At 41.6% G+C, this 20,762-nt stretch carries 14 protein-coding genes, 1 tRNA gene and 1 pseudogene; 6 read left to right on the top strand and 10 right to left on the bottom strand.

The genetic code is table 11. From position 1 onward, the window contains the following. Positions 1 to 9: 9 nt before the first annotated feature. A complete protein-coding gene (locus MAS10914_RS0115960; RefSeq protein ID WP_017316947.1) occupies positions 10 to 984 on the bottom strand; it encodes a phosphate/phosphite/phosphonate ABC transporter substrate-binding protein in 975 nt (324 codons plus the stop codon). 266 nt (positions 985 to 1,250) lie between these two features. Next, positions 1,251 to 1,496, bottom strand: a complete 246-nt coding sequence (locus MAS10914_RS33545; protein WP_017316946.1) for a tetratricopeptide repeat protein — start codon at positions 1,494 to 1,496, stop codon at positions 1,251 to 1,253. Between the two features lie 1,509 nt (positions 1,497 to 3,005). Here MAS10914_RS33545 and MAS10914_RS0115950 point away from each other — a divergent pair. Both MAS10914_RS0115950 and MAS10914_RS0115945 read left to right on the top strand, forming a co-directional pair. Beyond that, on the top strand, positions 3,006 to 4,091 hold the full coding sequence (locus MAS10914_RS0115950) for a response regulator (RefSeq protein WP_026082589.1): 1,086 nt from the start codon (positions 3,006 to 3,008) through the stop codon (positions 4,089 to 4,091). Between the two features lie 1,018 nt (positions 4,092 to 5,109). Next, positions 5,110 to 5,871: pseudogene (locus tag MAS10914_RS0115945) on the top strand (Hpt domain-containing protein); the annotation flags it as partial. A gap of 309 nt (positions 5,872 to 6,180) precedes the next feature. Here the strand turns inward: MAS10914_RS0115945 and cobA are convergent. The 4 genes from cobA to MAS10914_RS0115925 all read right to left on the bottom strand — a co-directional run bounded on the left by cobA (position 6,181) and on the right by MAS10914_RS0115925 (position 9,232). Beyond that, positions 6,181 to 6,975: a uroporphyrinogen-III C-methyltransferase gene (gene cobA / locus MAS10914_RS0115940; protein WP_017316943.1), complete on the bottom strand. Its 795-nt coding sequence runs from the start codon at positions 6,973 to 6,975 to the stop codon at positions 6,181 to 6,183. After that, entirely contained in the window at positions 6,972 to 7,730 is a 759-nt protein-coding gene (locus tag MAS10914_RS0115935) for a sirohydrochlorin chelatase (RefSeq protein WP_017316942.1), read from the bottom strand. The genes cobA and MAS10914_RS0115935 overlap by 4 nt, the downstream gene beginning before the upstream one ends. Positions 7,731 to 7,993: 263 nt before the next feature. Beyond that, entirely contained in the window at positions 7,994 to 8,677 is a 684-nt protein-coding gene (locus MAS10914_RS0115930; RefSeq protein WP_026082588.1) for a manganese catalase family protein, read from the bottom strand. A gap of 174 nt (positions 8,678 to 8,851) precedes the next feature. Next, positions 8,852 to 9,232 (bottom strand): DUF4359 domain-containing protein, encoded by a 381-nt coding sequence (locus MAS10914_RS0115925; RefSeq protein WP_017316940.1) that lies wholly within the window; start codon positions 9,230 to 9,232, stop codon positions 8,852 to 8,854. A 116-nt stretch (positions 9,233 to 9,348) separates the two neighbouring features. On the opposite strand from MAS10914_RS0115925, the gene MAS10914_RS0115920 reads away from it, so the two are divergent. Together MAS10914_RS0115920 and MAS10914_RS0115915 are read left to right on the top strand one after the other, a co-directional pair. Then, positions 9,349 to 9,421: transfer RNA gene (locus MAS10914_RS0115920), tRNA-His, on the top strand. A 1,028-nt stretch (positions 9,422 to 10,449) separates the two neighbouring features. Then, entirely contained in the window at positions 10,450 to 12,870 is a 2,421-nt protein-coding gene (locus MAS10914_RS0115915; protein WP_017316939.1) for a sucrose synthase, read from the top strand. An 87-nt stretch (positions 12,871 to 12,957) separates the two neighbouring features. Here MAS10914_RS0115915 and MAS10914_RS35590 read toward each other — a convergent pair whose 3' ends face one another. From MAS10914_RS35590 to MAS10914_RS0115900, 3 genes are all read right to left on the bottom strand, one after another. Next, positions 12,958 to 13,764: a peptidoglycan-binding domain-containing protein gene (locus MAS10914_RS35590; protein ID WP_017316938.1), complete on the bottom strand. Its 807-nt coding sequence runs from the start codon at positions 13,762 to 13,764 to the stop codon at positions 12,958 to 12,960. A 312-nt stretch (positions 13,765 to 14,076) separates the two neighbouring features. Next, a complete protein-coding gene (locus MAS10914_RS0115905; protein ID WP_017316937.1) occupies positions 14,077 to 14,397 on the bottom strand; it encodes a peptidoglycan-binding domain-containing protein in 321 nt (106 codons plus the stop codon). Between the two features lie 573 nt (positions 14,398 to 14,970). After that, entirely contained in the window at positions 14,971 to 15,366 is a 396-nt protein-coding gene (locus tag MAS10914_RS0115900) for a hypothetical protein (protein ID WP_017316936.1), read from the bottom strand. A gap of 522 nt (positions 15,367 to 15,888) precedes the next feature. Between MAS10914_RS0115900 and MAS10914_RS0115895 the strand changes: the two genes are divergently transcribed. Then, the gene (locus tag MAS10914_RS0115895; RefSeq protein ID WP_017316935.1) at positions 15,889 to 16,110 is read left to right on the top strand and encodes a hypothetical protein; all 222 of its coding nucleotides are present in this window, start codon (positions 15,889 to 15,891) and stop codon (positions 16,108 to 16,110) included. Positions 16,111 to 16,381: 271 nt separating this feature from the next. Here the strand turns inward: MAS10914_RS0115895 and cax are convergent, their stop codons facing one another. Then, positions 16,382 to 17,476, bottom strand: a complete 1,095-nt coding sequence (gene cax, locus MAS10914_RS0115890; protein WP_017316934.1) for a calcium/proton exchanger — start codon at positions 17,474 to 17,476, stop codon at positions 16,382 to 16,384. Between the two features lie 559 nt (positions 17,477 to 18,035). On the opposite strand from cax, the gene MAS10914_RS0115880 reads away from it, so the two are divergent. Further along, on the top strand, positions 18,036 to 20,750 hold the full coding sequence (locus MAS10914_RS0115880) for a DUF3536 domain-containing protein (RefSeq protein WP_017316933.1): 2,715 nt from the start codon (positions 18,036 to 18,038) through the stop codon (positions 20,748 to 20,750). Positions 20,751 to 20,762 lie beyond the last annotated feature (12 nt).

Here is a 20,762-nt window from a genome sequence, read left to right as displayed (position 1 = left end):
CCACTAACATTAAGGTTCAATTCCTGCGTTCTTGAGGGCTTCACGAATTGGTGCTAAGTGCTTGTTATGGTCAACTTTCACCAGTTCTGTGGAGTTATACAAGCCGCGAAGCATCTCGTTATTTTGTGCCGTATTTAACTTAAGCATGGCATTGATAATTTGTTCGCGCATAGGTGCAGGAACGTCATCATCAATGGCTACGCCGTGTGCTGGAACACCAGGGATTTTATAGAGAACTCGTAACTGGCTCTTTTCAGCTTCTGAAATATACGGAGCATTGAAAGCGTATTCTGATACAGCAGCAATATCTGCCTGACCTTGTACAACTGCTCTCAAAGCTTTACTGTAATCGCCACCGTAGACAACTTGACTAAAGAAGCTGTCTAGGCGATCGCGGTTTGGCACAAGTTTTTGTTTGACTAACTCACCCACAGGGAAGATAAACCCCGATCCTGAAGTTGGCGAAGTGAATGCCATTCTTTTACCCCGCAACTGTTCCAAGGTGGCTTTGGATGTGCCTAGGGTTTTAAGGGAGCTATTTTTGGGGACAACAATGATTGAGTTATAGGTGTATCTTCCAGAGTAATTTGGACGTACCTCTGCTAAGTACAAGCGTGCGCCTGCGAGTTCCTCAGCTTTCAAAGCCGGACGGCTACTTAAGAAAGCCACATCAGCACTATTTGCTCTCAAGGCTTCTACAGCTGCTGTATCATCGGCGACTTTTGCCTGAACTGGCATTTTTAGTTCTTTTGACAAAAACTCTGCGACTCTATTCGCCTTAGTTTGCAAGTCCGGTGCGTCTTTCCTAGTAGGAAAGATAACTGTTAAGGTTTTCTGCTGCCCTTGAGCAAGTAAGGTTGAACTCTTTTGATTTTGCCTTGAGTTAGCAATTGCCTGCATACCTCCAAAGCTGCCAGCAACTAAACCCGTCAGCACTACAAATGCAGCACCAGCATTCAACAAACCCTTTTTCCTCACACTCATTTGCCACTCTCCATTAGAAAAATTTCTTAATAATTTTGCGAATGTATTTTAACAAGGTTCTTATTAAGAAAGACTACTATTAAGATTCAAGCTTTTTGGTGAAAAAGTCAATAGACTCGTTGCATAAGTCGGTTAAGTAGATGCAGTTTTAGGTAAGCCAAGCTGATAGTTATACAAACAAGCTTAGAGATCAAACCTCAGCTAAAGCGCTTATGGCTCATTCGCGCACACTCTCCCAGCACTGCTCTAAGCAATCCACAATACAGTCACTGGTCACTTTGGATTGAATCAGGTACAAAGATGCCGTAAGGGGTTAAGTTAACTTGCAGGTTAAAAGCATGATCAACAGCAGATCTTGACTGATTTCCTACAACTACAGAGCGTTTCCTGCTTGGTATGGAATGCGCTCTTAAATGCAGCGCAATACCCCGCTTGTACCAAGCTTCGTGGTTGTCTGGTTTAATTTCTATGGCTTTGTCGTCTGAGGCGATCGCTTCTCCATAGCGTTGCAATTTATCTAACGCTATGCCTCTATAAACCGCTAAGAAAAAAAACGCACTAGTAGTCTACTATTTTCCATTGCAGAGACTATTTGTCAGTCTGAAATGTTCCTAAATCATACATGCTTTATCAAATCTACATAAACTTGACAAGTTCCCTTTCTCAGTATATTTTTAAATTAAGTATAAATTTTTGCATTCTAGTTCACTTTGCATTTGTGGCTATTTAAAGACATTAAACGTCTTTCTTCAGAGAATTTTCTCGCTTAGAAAGGATGAAAAGGCAGTTAGAGTCAAGGTTACATCGCTTCATCTGTAGATTTCTCTCTGGTATGAGTATTTATGTCTTGTTAAGATGTAGCATTAATAACTTACTCTCTGGTATTTATTTATTATTTTTTGATTTTTTTGCACTGAAACACGTAAAATTTTTATGAATTTTACATGTTTAGTTATGTTACTTAAATACAAGCACTGAAACAAGAAGAGTTTCAAATCTTTCTTACAAACTATGTTGGAGCAAAAGCGATTTTTCACATTTTCTAAACTTACCCATAGTAGTTTTCATACATCTTTCTAACTTTTTTCTGAAAATTATAGTAATCTAAATATTAGTCAGTAATTTACTTCCCATCTACCCAGTAGCTGAAATTTTTTATTTTTCAGGTTTTTCAGGTATGTACTCAAGTTTATGAGTTTCGCAGGAAACTCATAAATGTGGCACGCAGAACTCTCCAGGGTGACGATTCATTAACAAAACAACCTTGAAAACAACCTTATAGTGTGTTCCCAGTACAAGACATGAAGAGATTCTTTGCTTCTGAGACAGTTGCCTTCACGTCTCATAACACAGCATTACGGTATGAGTTGTTACTACAGTCATCACTGGTAGGAGTTTTGCATTCTTATGGTTCAAAGAACTATTCTGCCCAAGCTAAAGAGACAACTTAGCAGACAACCTTTTCATAGAAATGGTAGGCAGAGTCAAAATATACCTCTCCTCATCAACAGATGTATCAGGAACCTTAGAGTTTTTCGGTATTCAATAGTACTTTATCAATGTCTATTTTAGAAACAGTTGTCCCCTTTGTAAATTTATTGTGATCCCTGATGATGCTTCAAACTTCATTGCTGTGTGCGCTGATGTGCGCGCCTTAACACATACAGTTAGGTTGTTGGAAGTTGAACTTTCTGCACAAGCCATCTGTCATTACTTGCTAGCTCCAACAAGGAGCAAGAGAACCTGAGCAAAACCCTAAACCTGGAGAGCTATCATATTCACCAGGAATTCAGCATCTCTAAACATTGCTCTCCTTATTGGGGAGCGCTCTTCATTTTCGGTTTTTGAGCCACTACAATCTCACGTCTGTTGTTGCTTCGTGCTAGCTTTCTGCCAACAGGTGCAAGTAGTGCTTTTGTGGTAACAATATGGTTTTTCTACTATTTAGCCACAGGTATCTCTGTTTATATCCAAGTCATTCTTTCAGTCGTAAATATTGATTTTAGTCCAAAGCCATGAATATGACGACACTTCCTATTGGTAGATACAGATTTTTTCAGACATTACAGCCACTATCTCTACTAGGAAAAATGACCAGCAAGCCTCTTACTGGATGTTGGCAAGTTTTTAGCCCGTCAGCTTCTTGGTCAATCTATTTAGAGGAGGGTAAACTGATTTATGCTTGCTATACAGATAAAATGTTTGATTTGCTTTACAGGCATTTACAGCGTTTGAGTGAGCAAATTCCTACTCTCCATAGTGGCATTGATAAACAGTTGCAGGCGATATTTGAAACTGGACTTGACAATCAAGCAGTAGCGAATCCAGATTATTTGGCTATTTGCTGGTTAGTTAATCAAAAGTATATGAGTCCTGCTCAAGTAGGGATGCTGATAGAGCAATTGGCGCTGGAAGTTTTTGAGCCACTTCTTCAGATAAAAGAAGGAAGCTATGAGTTTACCTCTGAGAGTTTCCTCGATGATATGCCAAAGTTCTGTCATTTAGATTTGCCCTTACTAGTCGAAAAGTGTCAAAATCAGGCACAAAATCAGGAAAATGCTAAGTCACGAGGTACACAACAGCAGCGCTTTCACTTTTTTTCATCAAAAGCACGGCAGTCTCAAACAAAAATTGAGCAAGAATTTGCCAGCCAAGACAGCTATCAAACAGTAGACTACGACACTAACGATAATAAAGGGCAGCAAACTTCCCAAAAACCGTTTGAGAAAAAACTTTACAAAATTATTTGCATTGATGATAGTCCTGTGGTCATCAATGCCATCAAAAACTTTTTAGATGACCAAATGTTTTCTGTGGTTGGAGTTAATGAACCCTTAAAGGCTTTAATGCACATTATCCGTGTGAAACCGGACATTATTTTACTCGACGTTGAAATGCCAAACTTAAACGGTTATGAACTGTGTTCCTTGTTGCGTAAACATTCGTACTTTCAGAGCACACCTGTGATTATGGTAACAGGCAGATCAGGTTTGATCGATAAAGCAAAAGCAAAGATGGTCAGAGCAACAGGCTATTTAACCAAGCCTTTTACACAAGTAGATTTACTAAAAGTCGTCTTTCAAAACATTGAGTCATCTACGGATTAATATCAAACTAGCACTAAAGTTGACCTATTTTAGTTTGTTTTGGATATGGAGGGTTGAGTGTTACTCGATTGAGCGTACTTCTTTCCATTAGAAAACCTTTTTTTATTGGAAAGAATGAATTTAAGACTTACGCATCGTACCTACGTACTACATAGAATTTAAGTATTTCAGCTATTGGTTGTGCTTTATAGCACCCAATTCAGTAAAAACAAGAGCAAATTAGAGTCTAGCGAAAGCACCTGAAACGCCAAAATTTCATAAAATATATTATGGACAATTTGTAGAGTGCGTAACTCCCTCACCTCCAACCTCTCTCCTTGTAGAATAGGGAAGTTTAAATACTTCCTTACAAAGGAAGGGGTTTAGAGGGTTAGATTCAACATATGAACTTCATTGAATAGAGAACCATTATATTTCAGAAACATTGGTTACAAAATTTTAAAAGTAACTCATGCTAGGTAGGCTCTAGAAATACTCTTAGAATAACAATAATTGTAGGAATGCTCATAATGAGCAGTTTTTGTTTTTAGGTTAGCTTCAAAATATATCAGGCTCATCAAAATTAAATATTTATTGTGATTTATAAGAATCAAACAATTAACTGTTTGTGAAATATAAAGTAAGGTACTGATGCCTATGTCACTGTTACTAAACAATTTATTGGCAAACAGTACTATATACAATTTAATCAATGGCAGAGTGAATTTGAATATAACTATAAATAGTTCAAATATTACACTTAATCTAACAAGAATCAAGAATCAGTTGGGAGAGATATACCTAAATTATCAGATTTATCAACTGACTTCAGGTATTCTATCAATTAAGGACATACAAAATCTATTTTGTCTTCTTCAATTCTTCACAACTCCTAATATTTGCTATTATAAATTAGCTCATTTTAGTAGCTGACTGACATCATCCTTGAAAATTGTTTAATAGCTACGATAATTAGTCATTTTTTTTTGCGGGAGATGACTAATAACAAATGACTAATAATTATTGAAGAACAAAGACTATGTTAGAAAACAAGGAACTAGAAATCCAGTTGCAGTTTCTAGAGGAAGCAACTGACTCTATCAATACTCTAGAAGCTGTATTATTGGAAGTCAAATTTAATCATCAAATTGCTCTACCAAAAATCAATGCTGGACTGAGAGCTGCTCATTCTATAAAAGGCGGCGCAGGCATGATAGGATTTCGGACTTTAAGTACTTTGGCTCACCGCTTAGAAGATTCCTTGAAAGTTTTGACAACTCAGAAAAACTTTCTAGAACTTGACGCTGATTTGCAAAGTTTACTCTTAGCTGGAGTCGATTGGTTACGTCAGATAGTGAGACTACATTTAGAAGGTTATGCTATCGATGAGCAGTGGTTAGCAACTTTTTGTTATCCAGTTTTTGAGGAGTTGCAAGAGCGTTTGAGCTATTTGGTTACTGAGGATACCATAATGGTTCTATCCCCAGAAAAGGGGTTACAAGACATTATTTCCTTACTTTTTCAAACGGAAGTAGAAGACTGTCTGCAACGTTTAGAATCTTTGATTTTAGATGACGAACAATCTATTTTACGAGACGAAGTTGCTATGATGACAGCTGAATTGGGTGGTTTGGGGGAAATGCTCCAGCTACGAGCTTTTACTCAGCTTTGCAAATCGATAACCGAACAATTAGAAACCGCAGAAGAAGTTGAAGAAATCGCTCGATTGGCATTGCAAGCATGGCGACAGTCACAAGCTTTGATACTTACAAATCAAATGAAGAGTCTGCCAACAGAAATTACCTGCAATTTATACCAGGTTGCACTCCAACAAGTCACCTCAGATTGTTGACACTTGACCGTCACTTACGCTCCAAGTGAAAAGTGAAAAGTTGAAAGTTAAAAGAAATGGTACAAGGTCCTAAATTGATTTATGGAAACAAAAAAGATATATTTCGAGACGCTCCGCGCTTGAAATACCGCGTCCGCAAGTAAGGCTTCTAAATTAATTTATGCGTATTCTTTCTTTTGCTTTTTTACTTTTTACTTTGCAGTGGCTCCCCTCCCAAGAGCGCTGACTCACCATGATGCTCGCCGCCTCTATGACCAATTACAAATTGCGAAATGTAGCGTGCATATTGACCACTGCACCAATGACAACAATTGCTGGCGCTTCAAACCCAGTTGCCTCAACTTGCTCTACTATTGTTAAGAGCTTACCAATCAATTCTTCCTGATCCGGTCGCGTACCCCAACGAACTAAAGCAATCGGTGTTTCTAAACTTAACCCAGCTTCTGTTAACTGTTCCACAATGTAAGATAGGTTATGAATGCCCATGTATATTACAATCGTTTCTGAACCGTGGGCGATCGCATTCCAATTCACTGCGGGGCGATACTTACCTGCAGCCTCATGTCCAGTTACAAAAGTGACAGATGAACTATACAACCGATGCGTCAAAGGGATACCTGCATAAGCTGGAGCGGCAATTCCCGATGTAATACCAGGCACAACTTCCACGGGAATTCCAGCTTGTACCAATTCTTCCATCTCCTCACCGCCGCGACCAAATATAAACGGGTCACCCCCCTTAAGCCGCACCACAATCGCACTCTCCTGCGCCTTAGCAATCAGCAGGTGTGTCGTTTCGTCCTGCATAATCGAATGACGCCCTCGCCGCTTACCAGCATCAATCTTTTCAGCCTCAGGATTAATCATCGCCAAAATTGCCAGACTAACCAAGGCATCATAGATGACCACATCCGCACACTCTAACAATCCCTTACCCTTGAGAGTCATCAACCCCGGATCTCCCGGTCCCGCACCTATCAGGTAAACCTTACCCAAACACCTCTTTTTCTCTTCCTGATCTTCCTTGGGGGCTTGCGTGTCTTCGCGGTTCATTTTTCTAACAAATCCCAAATCAATTCGACTAATTCTGCATTTGCTCCCAAAGGCTCAACCAGTTGAAAATTCACCTCAGGAAACTGTAATTTTAACTCTTGTTGCCTTTGAGCGACAGCATCAGTCATTCCACCTGCAAATAAGAAGTATGGTATTATCAGTAAATTCCTGTACCCATCACCTATCAACTCTTGCACCCGCGCTTCCAAGCTGGGAGGCACAGCTAAGTAAGCAACCTCTGCTCCTATAGCTGTCGCCATTGCTTCCACTGGAGTGTTACCTCCAGGGCGACGACTCCCGTGAGCTAAAAGAATTTTCGCTTCTGCTTTTGTTGCAACCACTTGCTTCGCCAGCAAGCGCCCTAAATCTGGATGACTGCCCAAGTATGGTTGCAAGTATATCTTAATATCTTGACCGAGAGCTTGCCCTGCCAGTGCGACTTGGGCTGGAATATCTTCCATCACATGAACTCCTGGCAGCAGAAATAGCGGTAGAATTCTTAGACTATTGCATCCTGATTCCAGAGCATTCTTGGCAAATTTTATGATTTGCTCATGTAGGGGATCGGGACTCAGTTCCAAGTATGCTGTACCAACCAGGCTTGCGCTTTTTGACAGGGAAGCCACACCCCCAATTGCAATGTTTGGTAAATCGCTTTGTATCTTATGACATAAGAGCCTCGCCAGATGTTGCATAGCAATTTCTGGACGCGGATCACGACTTCCGTGGGATACCAGCAGATACGCAGATGCCATTGGCAAGGATGTCACTCAAATAATGTTTCTGTTTATTAAATATAACTTGAGTTGAAAAAATTATTATGAATTAATTACGATTATAAGGATTTGCGCTTGTATTTAATACCAATTAACCACTCCCCTGTTGGGGAGTGGAGAGGGAATGAGAACCGCCATACACTAAGAAGAAAACACAGAAAGAGAAAAACTAATCAAAGACAGTTCGTAATTCGTAATTGAGCCAATAATTACAAATTACAAATTACCAATTATTTTTCTACTTACTTTTCTGCTACAGGGTCAGCAACGTAACGGAAATTTGGTTCAGAATTCCAAGGTCCGCGTTCGTCCTTACCGTTACTAGATAAGTTGTAGTAAATATCCACGGTGGTATCTGGTTGGATATTACCGAAGAATGGGTCAGTTAACTTACCCAAAGAATCCAACGCCTTCATGAACATTTGGGTATGGGAAATTTCGCGAGTCAGAAGATGTACGAGTACCTGCTTAGTCTCTTGATCAGGAGCTAGTTTAACCAACTCTTCATAGGTTTGACGTGCGCCAGCTTCAGCAGCAATGTCAGCCCGCAAATCACGTACTACATCGCCACCTTCATTGACATAGGCTGCTGTCCAAGCTTGACCTTGACTATCTAGCAAGTGAGGTCCTACACCCCGTACAGCAAACAAGGTGCTTTTGTAAGCCTCGGTTTGGTCAGCATTTTTGGTATGACCTTCGATGAGTCTACCCACCATCTCCAAATGGCTAAACTCTTCGAGAGCAATATCTTGCAACATATCCCGGATTCCGGGATTTTCACAATGGAAGGACTGTGTCCAGTATTGTAAAGCGGCTGTCAGTTCACCTGTTGCGCCACCAAATTGCTCTAGAAGCAGTTGGGCAAAACGTGGATTCGGTTCAGCGATGTTAACAGGTTTAATTGTTTCTTTCTTGTGAAAAAACACAGCTCTGCTCCTTTTTTTCAAATTGTTTTTTCCAGTTCCATTGAAAGCTGGAATGAAAGCTGGAAATTTTCTGTCCCCATCAACAAATCTTAAGGGGGGCAACTCGCTGGAACCTGCATCCTGAGAAAGACTTGCTATTTGAGTCGCTCTATCCAAAGTTATTATTTAGGCAAGCTACTGCTTTTCGGCGCTGTATGTGTAAAAGTTTTCCAACGCTCCCACAGTCTCAAATTTATAAGAAGGTATCAAATGACTGAGTTTTAAATCTGTACGGTAAACACTAAAAATGATGAAATCTTGTTTTTGGGTCCTAATGGAGATAATTTCCCGCATCTGCGGGTTTGCTGCTTCTACAAATTTACTACAATTCCATTTTATTAAATTTTCTAATGGATTAGAAGTTTTCTCGCAGACATTGCTTTTCAAGTATTCAGTCAGCCTTTGCACTGCATAGTCTTCATATTTAGCCTGACTAGGATTTGTGTTCGCCATTGCCATACCCAAAACTGCTACTCCTACGACTCCCACACATGTAATAATAGTTAAAGCTCTCATTTTTCCTAACTGCTTTTGGCTCCATATATTAGACTCCAGATTAACTGAGTCCGTTCCTTCCATAAAAGCACTGGATCTATTGACCAGGTGGTGCTATAATAGGCTATACAATAATGGCGAGCGTAGCCAAGCGGTTAAGGCAGAGGATTGTGGTTCCTCCATTGGTGGGTTCGACTCCCATCGTTCGCCCTAAGGTTAAAGAACTAAAAATCTGATCATTTGAAAAACGCTGTAAGAGGAATCTCACTTAGCAGTCAAAGCAAAATCCCCCGTAATCAAGTTGGGGGATGTGCTTAATAAGAGTTGAAAAATTATCTCGCTTAACACCTGTTGTGATAAGTCTCTGATTTGCAACAAGTCACAGGAGAACACTTTGCGTGTTCCAGATATTTCTAAGCTGCTATTGAGATTGAACAAATTAACAATTGTGTCATCCTATCTAAAAGATGCCAAGCAAAAAAATGAACGTAAACCCACACAAGACAAGTAAAGAGACAATAATGATATTGCCTATACTGTGGTCTTGTACTGTTGTTGGTTGTGGATGTTCTGCCATATAAATCCACCCTATTTTAAAGACTATGCTGAAATTATAAATAGCTAAATAGATATTTTTCCTAGGAGAATAACATACTTGATTTTAATTCAATTAAGTTTATCTTCGTAGCTCAATAAACTCTTAAAAAATAAACTTTTGTTTCAGTGATCGCCGCAATGAAACTCTAGGGGTCAAAAAGATGCTTAGGAGTTCCCCTCAACATATTGCCCGCAGCAGGTTGAGCAAAACAGCCTTGGTGCGGAGTAGAATATTAAATTATATTTTATGTTTACACAGTAAAAGACCCTGAGGAAAGTGAAACCCCTAAATTCATTGATAAGCCTCAAAGCTAGTTACCCTCTAGCTTATTGATTTAAATTGGCTTTTTGGAGATTGGCTCTAGGTGTTTATAGTTACAAGAAATCTCATAAGAGCTTGATGTTTGCTATTTCTCTGGTAACAAAAAGAAAAAAAGAGTACGCCTTTAGTTAGAGTGCAAAGTACTCATAGATAAGATAAGCGTAAAAAGGTAGAGAGATTTAAGGGTAGTAATAGTAGTAATAATTGCTAATTGCTAATTGCTAGTCGTTGTTTTTACTATTAGCAATTAGTGGTTAGCTATTAGCTATTGCCCAGTCAAAGGTTAAATCCAAAGCCGATAATTATCTCGTGAGTTGCCATGTCTGAATTACTTCAAGCCATTCTGGATAGTGAAGAGAAAAGTGATTTGCGTTCCTTAATCAGTGAGTTGCGCCAGCAAGAAAAAAAATACTTGCTGCGAAACGACATACTCAACTTATATAATGCCTACTGTTCTAAGTACGAAAAGCCTGAGAAGTTTTACACCACCTCTCACTTAGGTAAACTTATTTATTACACTCAAGAAATTATTCAAGAGGAATCAAGCCTGTGTTTGATTATACGTCCAAAAATAGCCACTGAAGAAGTTTATCGACTAACAGGCGACTTGAATATAGAGCCAATGACGGTTCAAGAACTGTTGGATTTGCGCGATCGCTTTGTAAACCGATATAATCCCAGCGAAGGCGACCTCTTAGAGTTGGATTTTGGTCCATTTTATGACTACTCCCCGGTTATCCGTGACCCGAAAAACATTGGTAAGGGAGTGCAGTTTCTCAACCGTTATCTATCCAGTAAGCTATTTGCTGACCCCAACCAATGGCTGGAAGGTTTGTTTAACTTCTTGCGCCTACACCAGTACAACGGGGTTCAATTGCTCATAAATGAGCGTATTCAGACGCAGCGGCAACTTTCTGAGCAAGTCAAAAAAGCCATAACTTTCGTGAGTTCTCGCCCTAGTGAGCAACCCTACGAAGAATTGCGGTTTGACCTGCAAATGATGGGCTTTGAACCAGGTTGGGGTAACACCGCCCAGCGAGTTCAGGAAAGCTTGAGCATTCTGGATGAATTGATTGATTCTCCCGATCCTCATACCCTGGAAGCCTTTATCTCTCGCATCCCGATGATTTTTAGAATCGTCTTGGTCTCTGCTCATGGTTGGTTTGGGCAAGAGGGAGTTTTGGGACGTCCCGACACTGGCGGTCAAGTGGTTTACGTTCTTGACCAAGCGAAGACTCTGGAAAAACAGCTGCAAGAAGATGCAATGCTGGCTGGTTTAGGGGGACTGAAAGTCCAGCCAAAGGTCATTATCCTGACCCGCCTCATCCCCAATAGCGATGGCACCCTTTGTAACCAACGCTTAGAAAAAGTCCACGATACTGAGAATGCCTGGATTTTGCGTGTGCCTTTACGGGAATTCAATCCCAACATGACGCAAAACTGGATTTCGCGATTTGAGTTTTGGCCTTATCTGGAAACCTTCGCGATTGATGCAGAAAAAGAACTGTGGGCAGAATTTCAAGGTAGACCAGATTTAATCGTTGGTAACTATACTGATGGAAATTTGGTAGCCTTTTTGCTGTCACGCCGCTTAGGTGTAACGCAGTGTAACATTGCCCATGCCTTGGAAAAGTCCAAATACTTATTCAGTAACCTCTATTGGCAAGATTTGGAGGATAAATATCATTTTTCCTTACAATTCACCGCCGACTTGTTGGCGATGAATGCTGCCAACTTTATTATCAGCAGCACATATCAAGAAATTGTGGGAACGCCAGATAGTGTGGGACAGTACGAATCTCTTAAGAGCTTCACCATGCCGGAACTCTACCACGTCGTCAATGGGATTGAACTGTTTAGCCCTAAGTTTAACGTGGTACCCCCTGGAGTCAATGAGAATGCCTATTTCCCCTATGCACGTACCCAAGACCGAGTTGAGAGCGATCGCACCAGAATAGAAGAAATGCTCTTCACTCTAGAAGATTCCACCCAAATTTTTGGAACCCTTGATGACCCAAGCAAGCGCCCACTATTCTCAATGGCGCGCCTTGACCGCATTAAGAACCTTACTGGTTTAGCCGAATGCTTCGGTCGGAGTAAAGAATTGCAGGAGAGATGCAACCTCATTTTGGTAGCGGGTAAATTGCGTGTAGAAGAATCCGGTGACAACGAAGAACGCGATGAGATTGTCAAACTTTACCGGGTTATAGAGGAGTATAATCTCTACGGTAAGATTCGTTGGTTAGGTGTGCGTTTGACCAAATCTGACTCTGGAGAAATTTATCGGGTGATTGCCGATCACCAGGGAATATTTGTGCAACCTGCTTTGTTTGAAGCTTTTGGTTTGACTATTTTAGAATCAATGATTTCGGGATTGCCAACTTTTGCTACGCAATTTGGTGGTCCTTTAGAAATTATTCAAGATAAAGTCAATGGTTTCTACATCAACCCAACCAACTTAGAAGAAACAGCCGAAAAAATTCTTGCTTTTGTGAACAAGTGCGAACAAAATACCAACTATTGGTACGAAATTTCCCAGCGAGCCATTGACCGAGTTTACAGCACCTACACATGGAAAATTCATACTTCTAAGCTGCTATCTTTAGCACGAATTTATGGCTTCTGGAACTTTATCTCAAGAGAGAATCGTGAGGATTTGCTGCGCTACATTGAGGCTTTATTCTACTTAATTTACAAGCCAAGAGCACAACAACTATTGGAGCAGCATAAATATCGGTAGAATAGTCAAGAGTCAAGAGTCAAGAGTCAAATTCAGAACTTTTGACTTTGGACTTTTGACTCTTAACTCCGCGAAGCGGACAAATGACTATTTTGTCAACTCGTACCAAGTTCTTTGACCAACTATGCCATCCACTCCTAAATTCCGTTGCTTTTGGAAGGCTTGGACAGCAGTCTCCGTCAAGGCACCGAAAACCCCATCAACATCAACAGTATAACCATTAGACGATAACAGCCGTTGCAGGACTCTCACAGTAACACCTGAGTCACCAAAACTTAAAGTTGGTAAAGATTGGCTATCATTCTTTTGAGGAACCGTCTGAGAACTACCTTGTTTACGAGTAGGTCTTTGCTGGCGTCGATTAGAAGTCCTACTGGGGAGATTGTCCGATGCTAGTTGGAACCCGACAAAATAAGTAGAAGCAAGCATCATCTTCTTACTTTCTTTGAGCGGACTTGTTGGAAAACTTCGGACACTGTTTCTCCACTGTGCTACCAACTTCGGGATAGCATTAAAAGACAAAAGCCTTTCTGGCGGACAGACATGAAAGCTCTGAGCCTGTGCAATGACATTTTCTGTAGTGTCCTTCCCTACAAACTGGAAATTCTCAGATCCAACTAGGCAGGGAATTTCAGAGAGAATATTTATTTCTATGGGATTAAGTATACTTTTATTTTCTATAGTTACTACTGATGCAGCAGCTTGGGCAGTCCTTTCTGACTGCATAAATTCTGGTGGTGTAATTTGAGCAGCGGAAACTATCTGAGATAGCTGCCCTTGTGTTGACTTCTCCTGGTCACTGTCTTGTTGAACTAGTGGAAGTTCCGGTGCAATGGGCGGAGATGGTTGTCCTGTTCTTAACACCCCCGTCATCAGCAGGGCAATATCTGTCATTGTATTTCATTTTACTAACACCCATGTTTCCTTTGACAGGAAAAATTGCTGGTATTCCGGAATAGACAGTACTTAAAAAGAAAAAAATGTAATAATTTTTTTTCAATAATCAGTACAATAACATATACCAGTATTTGTCCTTCCTATGGGTCTAGACAAAAAGTATAAAATATAGCTCATTGACCAATGAGCAAAGTTTTCTTAAAGAAATTGTGAAGAATAACTAATAAAAACTTGTATAAAAAATTATGAATTATGAGTTGCAAAAAGTTTCATAATTCATATCAATCAATATATTGACTAATTTTCTAACTAGCCTGTTAATACGCCCCAAGTTCTTGGACCAACAACTCCGTCCGCCGATAGACCACGCGCACTTTGAAAGGCTTTAACAGCAGCCTCTGTGAGTGCACCGTAAACTCCATCAACTTGAACAAAGTAGCCATTAGACACTAAAATTCGCTGCAAGGCTCTTACAGAATTACCTGTATCACCAAACCGTAGAGTTGGCAAACCCGAACTGATGGCAGCTGGGTTGAACACAGCTTGCAATTCAGGTTGTGGTTCAGGCTGTGCCTGAGGTTGTTCTTCTGGTTGTTCTTCTGGTTGTACTTGATTTGTAGGTTCTTCCATACGATTAATTTATAAAACTGTTTTTCACTGATTTCAACCGTATCTGGACTGCCAAAGAGTTAACTCACCTAGTTAGGTTGTTTTAGCTCTCATGACAATACAAGCCCATAGAAACGGTCATTGGTTGCTTGGTATTCTTCTAGGGATATTATTCATCCTCATGAACTTTGTTTCCGCATTTTTAGGGTAATTTTAACGGACTTGTTTTGGCAGCACTCTGTTTTCGAGGTTCATTTTGCCCGTTCTGGTCTTTTAATGGGTAAATTTACCCTTCTGATACAAATGCACTGACTGCTATTTCCGAAACAGAGCAGTTGCAATTGCCTTTGGCACTGCGCGGAGCGCAATCGCTGCAAAATCCAGTATATTATGTTTGACCAAAAAGCAGCAGTTCTAGGTGGTATCATTCAAACCACCTGTCTTGTTTTTTAGGCATTATTGGTATTTCAGTTCTCAAGCCTAGGGGAAGGCAAAACGTGAAGAGTCAGAATCAGAAACAGGTCGTAGCTTCTTGTTTTAATGTGATGAATGGGACTAAACAGAGAAACCGTGTTTCTTCAGGCAACCAAAGAATCAATACCAACTGCATTGTGATGTAGTGTATGGCTTATATTCGTTGGGAACAATTTGTTTCTGACCAGCAAAGTTCCTGCCGTAATAACCGTCATCAAAACCACGACTAAATTCCCCACCTGCAGTACGTGGCTTGTACTTGTTTCCCTTTTTAGCGCTCTGTTGTCCTTGACGATAGCCATCAGCGTAAGCTTGAGGATGATAGGCAGGGTCTTCATCAATAAGCCAGTTAGTAGTAGGATAGCAGTAGTTTAGAGGCTGTCTATACAGCGGAAAGTGTCTATATAGGCGAGAATGATAGTAACGTCGAGGATGAGCTTGAGCCGGCTGATTATTGAGTAGAAATCCAGTTGTCGTGGCTAAAGCTACTAAACTAGCAGTAATAATCTTTTTCATAGTTGTCGTCTACAGAGTTAATTAACTCCTAGTACTTTCAAGATATCGTTTGAAATCTTGAGGTGACATCACCTGAGAGGATGACTGACTAGTAATTTTTCAGGATTTTTCAGCATGACAACAGGCGCCACTGACACCGCTTGTTACTGGTAATGACAAATACCTCTAGGTTCAATTCGGAAGGGGGACACTTTAATTTTTGATCTACCTATATTCCTGATAAAAGTGAAGTTAACTGACGATTTTCACAAGGCGTTTGATTTAAATGACTAGCGATAAGTCAGACCGCTTATTCCCTGAAGACAGTACTGTTATTGCAAAAATACCCAATTTACCCAGAGATATTTTATCTATTATTTATCTCTAGTTTAATTTTCCTCAAATAAGCCTTTTGATTTTCCTGCACCTGTCAAAAGTTGAAGTATTGATATGATGGGATTTAAGCCTTGTGATAGTGTATTCGTAACAACAGGCGAGTTTAGGCTGAGAATGTATTCACTTCACCACTTTAGAGGAAGACTTATGCCTAGCGGTCATGCCAATCATAAAGGGACTTCTGATAAACCCAATGTTAATGCTTCCGGTCAGATTAATGTGTCTGCTGCTGACAAATCAGTAGAACCCGAAGATGCTTTGCTCGAAGGTGCTATGACAAATACAACTAGAACCCAAGAATTTGTAGACTATCCTCCTGCTACACAACGTCCGGGAGAGGAAGACCAAATCGGAAAACAAGAGAAATAATATTTGAGGAGAACAAGGGAACACAGAACTCAGAACTCAGGATATCCTCAGGAATAAATTTTAGGTAATTCAGTAAGCAATGCGCGTTTTTTATTCTGAGTTCTGATAACTGTGTTCTGAGTTCTTTTTTGGTAAAATAGCTGAATAAAAATAACTCATAGACTATCCTTGTTGTTGTATAAGATAATCTAAGAGTTACAGATAACTGGCGCTAAAGTGTGGGTATTCCCGCCTAATGAGCTAGCAAAAAGCTGATACGCTCTTGTTGCAACTACCCCATACCATCAACAACTGGAAGGAAGTAGAAAGCAAACCCCAATACTACATATGCAGCTAAAAGTAATGTGCCTTCTAACCAGTTCGACTTACCGTCGGAACTAATACTATTGGCAATTAAAACAGCCACAGTCACAGCCACTAATTCAAAAGGATTGAAATTCAAATCCATCGGTTGACCGAATACCCACCCTGTTAAAACCAAAACGGGAGCAACAAACAGGGCAATCTGCATACTTGATCCCACAGCTACGGAAAGCGAAAGATCCATTTTATCTTTCATTGCCACGGTGACAGCTGTCGTGTGTTCGGCGGCGTTGCCAATAATGGGCACAACGATGACCCCTGTAAACAGTGCCGTCAAACCCAACTGTGATGTGGCTACCTCTAAAGAATCAACAAGCAATTCTGATTCCAATGCCACTAAGAGGGTACATACTAGCAGCACCCCACCCCATAACCAAATATTTGGTGGCTTGTTGAGATGTGTTTCCTCTGTGACTGTTTCTGCGATCCCCACTTCGTAAAGATAAGAGTGGGTTTTCATGGAAAATAACAGAGTTAGAGCATAGACGAGAATGAGTACCACAGCAACAGCAAGGGACAAATTTTCTAGGGTTGTTTGGCTAATCTCTTGAGAACTAAATTTCATCGCTGTGGGCAGTAGAATCGCAACCACCGCCAAATTCATAGAAGAAGCGTTCACCCGCGCCACTATTGGCTGAAATGTCTGCTCTTTGTAGCGCAGTCCGCCCAAAAGCATGGCAAGACCCATGACCAGTAGTAAGTTGCCGATAATTGATCCCGTGATACTAGCTTTGACGACATCCACTAGTCCGGCTTTTAAGGCAATTAGGGCAATAATCAGTTCCGTAGCATTGCCAAACGTAGCGTTTAACAACCCCCCCAGCGTTGGACCAACCACGACAGCAATTTCTTCTGTAGCTGTGCCCATCCAAGCCGCTAAGGGCAAAATGGCTAAACTAGCTGTGATGAAAACTGTTAAGTCTCCCCACTTCAAGTAATGAGCCGCTATGGAAACCGGAAGAAACAGTAACAGAACCAAAAATAGAATGTTTTTACCTGACATTTGTCATTTTCAGCTGAAAGTATTAGAAACAGATGCGTGAGGAGGTCGTCCTCAACCAGTCCTGACCAATGAGTGTTGAGTTTTGAATATATTACACTCAGCACTTGTACACTTGTGCAGACCAGACTCTAGGATACTCTCAGCCCTCTGATTGAGCGGTTTCGAGATTTTACTCTTTCCTTTCTAGAGCGGGATTTGTAAAATAAGATTGCAGTATGAGTAGAATTTGCAATCTTTCGTTGCAAAAGTTTCCAATAAACGCCAGAATCTACATCAAGGATGCGGTTTAATATATTAAAAGAGAATTAAATTTTTGGCATAACCGACGACAAAACCCGTTCACTAAGGCTTTTGTCGATGGTTGATTGCATTGGGCAAAGGACTGCTTGATAATGCAGATTACCCCCAAAACGAAGACCGCTACCTCAGAATTTGGTTCTATCTCATAGTTGCTGTCTGTACCAACTGTCTGTTCTTGAAATGCCGCTGTAGGAAGGTTTTTAAGCATTATCTTGGACGCAACTGCAAGGACTGTTTATTTTCTTTGGAATCATACTCCATGACTTCTGCTGCTGAACTGCCAGCTAGTGCTGGTTCAAATTTGACGCCATTTGAAAATATCAACAACACCAAAATGCTTGATCCCCTGAGACAGGCTACGGGTGTTTACGTAACCGTTCATGGGCACTTTTATCAACCACCAAGAGAAAACCCTTATCTAGACGCGATTGAACGCCAACCAGGTGCAGCACCTTTCCATGATTGGAACGAGCGAATTCACCATGAATGCTATCGTCCCAATGCCTTTGCCAGGGTATTAAATGACCGAGGCGAAGTAGTCGGGATCGTGAATAACTATGAGTATTTGAGCTTTAATATTGGACCTACGCTCATGTCGTGGCTAGAACGCCACGATGTGGAGGTTTATCAGCGAATTTTGGACGCAGATGCGAAGAGTTCGCATCGCCTGAACGGACATGGCAATGCGATCGCGCAAGTATACAATCACATCATCATGCCCCTGGCAAACGAGCGCGACAAATACACCCAAATTCGCTGGGGCAAAGAAGACTTCCGCTCCCGCTTTGGACGCGATCCCGAAGGAATGTGGCTGGCGGAGACTGCTGTAGACTATGCAACTTTGCAAGCTTTAATTGACGAAGGGATTCGCTTCATTGTGCTTGCACCTTCGCAAGCACAGCGTTGCCGTCTGATGCCCACAAAGGACGATCCCAACCCTGAATGGCACGAAGTCGGCGGTAGTCAGATTGATCCCACACGTCCTTATCGCTGCTTTTTGAAAGAGAGTGATACGTCATTCGTCATTGATCCTTTATCAGACGAAGGACAAATGACAAATGACAGACCCTACATTGACATCTTCTTCTACGATGGTCCCATCTCGCGGGATATGGGTTTTAGTGATGTCCTGTTCAATTCCAGTCATTTGGCAGGACGCGTTGGTTCGGCGGTGCGTGGGGATCATCGCCCTGCACAGTTAATTTCTGTCGCCACAGATGGAGAAACCTTTGGACATCACAAGGGAGGAACCGAGAAAACTTTAGCCTACGCTTTTACAAAAGAGTTTCCCCATTGGGGTTGGACAGTGAGCAACTTTGCCCACTACCTCAGCTTAAATACTCCCACCTGGGAAGTGGAATTAAAACCAGTGACTGCATGGAGTTGCGCCCATGGTGTCGATAGATGGCAGGATGATTGCGGTTGCGGTGGTGGCGGCACATGGCACCAAAAATGGCGTCGCCCCTTGCGAGATGCCTTGGATTGGCTACGGGATCGGCTGATTCTAGTGTATGAAGAACATGGCAAACACTTTTTCCGCGATCCCTGGCAAGCACGAGATGAATACGTCCAGGTGATACGCGATCGCTCCCCAGAGAACGTGAGTAGGTTCCTTTCTCGTCACCAAACCCACAAACTCACATCTGCTGAACAAGTAGATGCCCTACGGCTATTGGAAATGCAGCGTCATGCTTTACTGATGTTCACCAGTTGTGGGTGGTTTTTTGAAGAACTTTCGCGTCCAGAGGGAACGCAAATTCTGCGTTACGCCGCCCGTGCTTTGGAACTAGCAGGCGATGTGGCTGGTGTGCAGTTGGAACTCGACTTCCTCAAACGCCTCATCCAAGCACCCAGTAATGTTGAGTTGTTCAAACACGGTGCCGAAGTTTATCACCAGTTGGTGCGAACTGCTCAAGTCACCTTTAAGCAAGTCGCAGCCCAATACGCCATTACTTCAGTGTTTACCAATCACAAACCAGTAGAGACTTTGCATGCAAAGTCTCTACAAAATGGACACAATGGTTCCAGCAAACATTCTCATCCCTACCAAAAGCGGGTTTACTGCTACGCCGCTAACGAGCTAGATTACCAATTGCAACGGATGGGGTCATTGACTCTGGCAGTGGGAAATTTGAGCCTAGTCTCAGAAATTACCTGGGAAAGAGAAGACTTGGTGTTTGCTGTTCTGCATCTTGGTGGTTGGGATTTCCACTGTTGCATTCAACCATTCCAGGGACGACGTACCTACACTCAATTGAAAGAACAGCTGTTTGGAGCGCTGCAACAGGCTAGTGCAGCTCAAACCATCTTAGTGATGACACAGCTGTTTGGCGAAGAGTCTTTCAGCTTGCAGAATCTATTTGCTGAAGAACGCCACCGACTCATGCACCTGCTGAGTCAAGAAACACTATCACGCTTAGACCAACTTTATACCCAAGCATACCGTGATAATTACGGTGTGTTGATGGCATTCCATCGCGATGGACTCCCTGCACCGCAAGAGTTGCAAGTCGCAGCGGAAATAGCCTTAGGGTATCGGTGCATGATGACCTTACGCTCGCTTGAGCAAGACATCGCTGAACCGCTCTTAAGTTGGAATCACATAGTCGAGTTAGAGGCGATCGCCACAGAAGCAAAGCACCTACACTGTCATCTGAATATTCCCGAAGGCAAGCAGATGTTAGAGCAGTTGATATTGCGTTCTCTCTGGCAATTGTTGCACGATCCCAACGGGACTTTTGATGCAGATTTGCAACGCTTGGAGCGATTAATTGATGTCGCAAGTCAGCTAAATCTTGGCGTCTGCCTTGAGCGCTCTCAAGAACTGTACTATAACTGTCTGTACAGTCTAATTGTGCCGCTCTTTGTTGCCACAACTGCTAAAGGTCAGGATAGCGATCAGTGCCGTCAGTTATTAAAGCTGGGGCAAAAGTTAGCCGTAGATGTGAATACTTGGTTGAGTCAGTTGGGATAGGAATCTCACGCA

It is taken from the genome of Mastigocladopsis repens PCC 10914 (genome assembly GCF_000315565.1).
GTDB classification, from domain to species: Bacteria; Cyanobacteriota; Cyanobacteriia; order Cyanobacteriales; family Nostocaceae; genus Mastigocladopsis; species Mastigocladopsis repens.
The sequence above is the reverse complement of the archived record's forward strand: the minus strand, read 5'-3'. Positions and strand labels throughout refer to the sequence as shown.

Coding starts and splice junctions, on each gene's coding strand:
- MAS10914_RS0115935 (WP_017316942.1), bottom strand. CDS start 7,730: ATGGCATCTGCGTATCTGCTGGTATCCCACGGAAGTCGTGATCCGCGT.
- MAS10914_RS0115925 (WP_017316940.1), bottom strand. CDS start 9,232: ATGAGAGCTTTAACTATTATTACATGTGTGGGAGTCGTAGGAGTAGCA.
- MAS10914_RS0115905 (WP_017316937.1), bottom strand. CDS start 14,397: ATGGAAGAACCTACAAATCAAGTACAACCAGAAGAACAACCAGAAGAA.
- MAS10914_RS0115880 (WP_017316933.1), top strand. CDS start 18,036: ATGACTTCTGCTGCTGAACTGCCAGCTAGTGCTGGTTCAAATTTGACG.
- cobA (WP_017316943.1), bottom strand. CDS start 6,975: ATGAACCGCGAAGACACGCAAGCCCCCAAGGAAGATCAGGAAGAGAAA.
- MAS10914_RS0115915 (WP_017316939.1), top strand. CDS start 10,450: ATGTCTGAATTACTTCAAGCCATTCTGGATAGTGAAGAGAAAAGTGAT.
- MAS10914_RS0115960 (WP_017316947.1), bottom strand. CDS start 984: ATGAGTGTGAGGAAAAAGGGTTTGTTGAATGCTGGTGCTGCATTTGTA.
- MAS10914_RS0115895 (WP_017316935.1), top strand. CDS start 15,889: ATGCCTAGCGGTCATGCCAATCATAAAGGGACTTCTGATAAACCCAAT.
- MAS10914_RS0115900 (WP_017316936.1), bottom strand. CDS start 15,366: ATGAAAAAGATTATTACTGCTAGTTTAGTAGCTTTAGCCACGACAACT.
- MAS10914_RS0115950 (WP_026082589.1), top strand. CDS start 3,006: ATGACGACACTTCCTATTGGTAGATACAGATTTTTTCAGACATTACAG.
- MAS10914_RS35590 (WP_017316938.1), bottom strand. CDS start 13,764: ATGACAGATATTGCCCTGCTGATGACGGGGGTGTTAAGAACAGGACAA.
- cax (WP_017316934.1), bottom strand. CDS start 17,476: ATGTCAGGTAAAAACATTCTATTTTTGGTTCTGTTACTGTTTCTTCCG.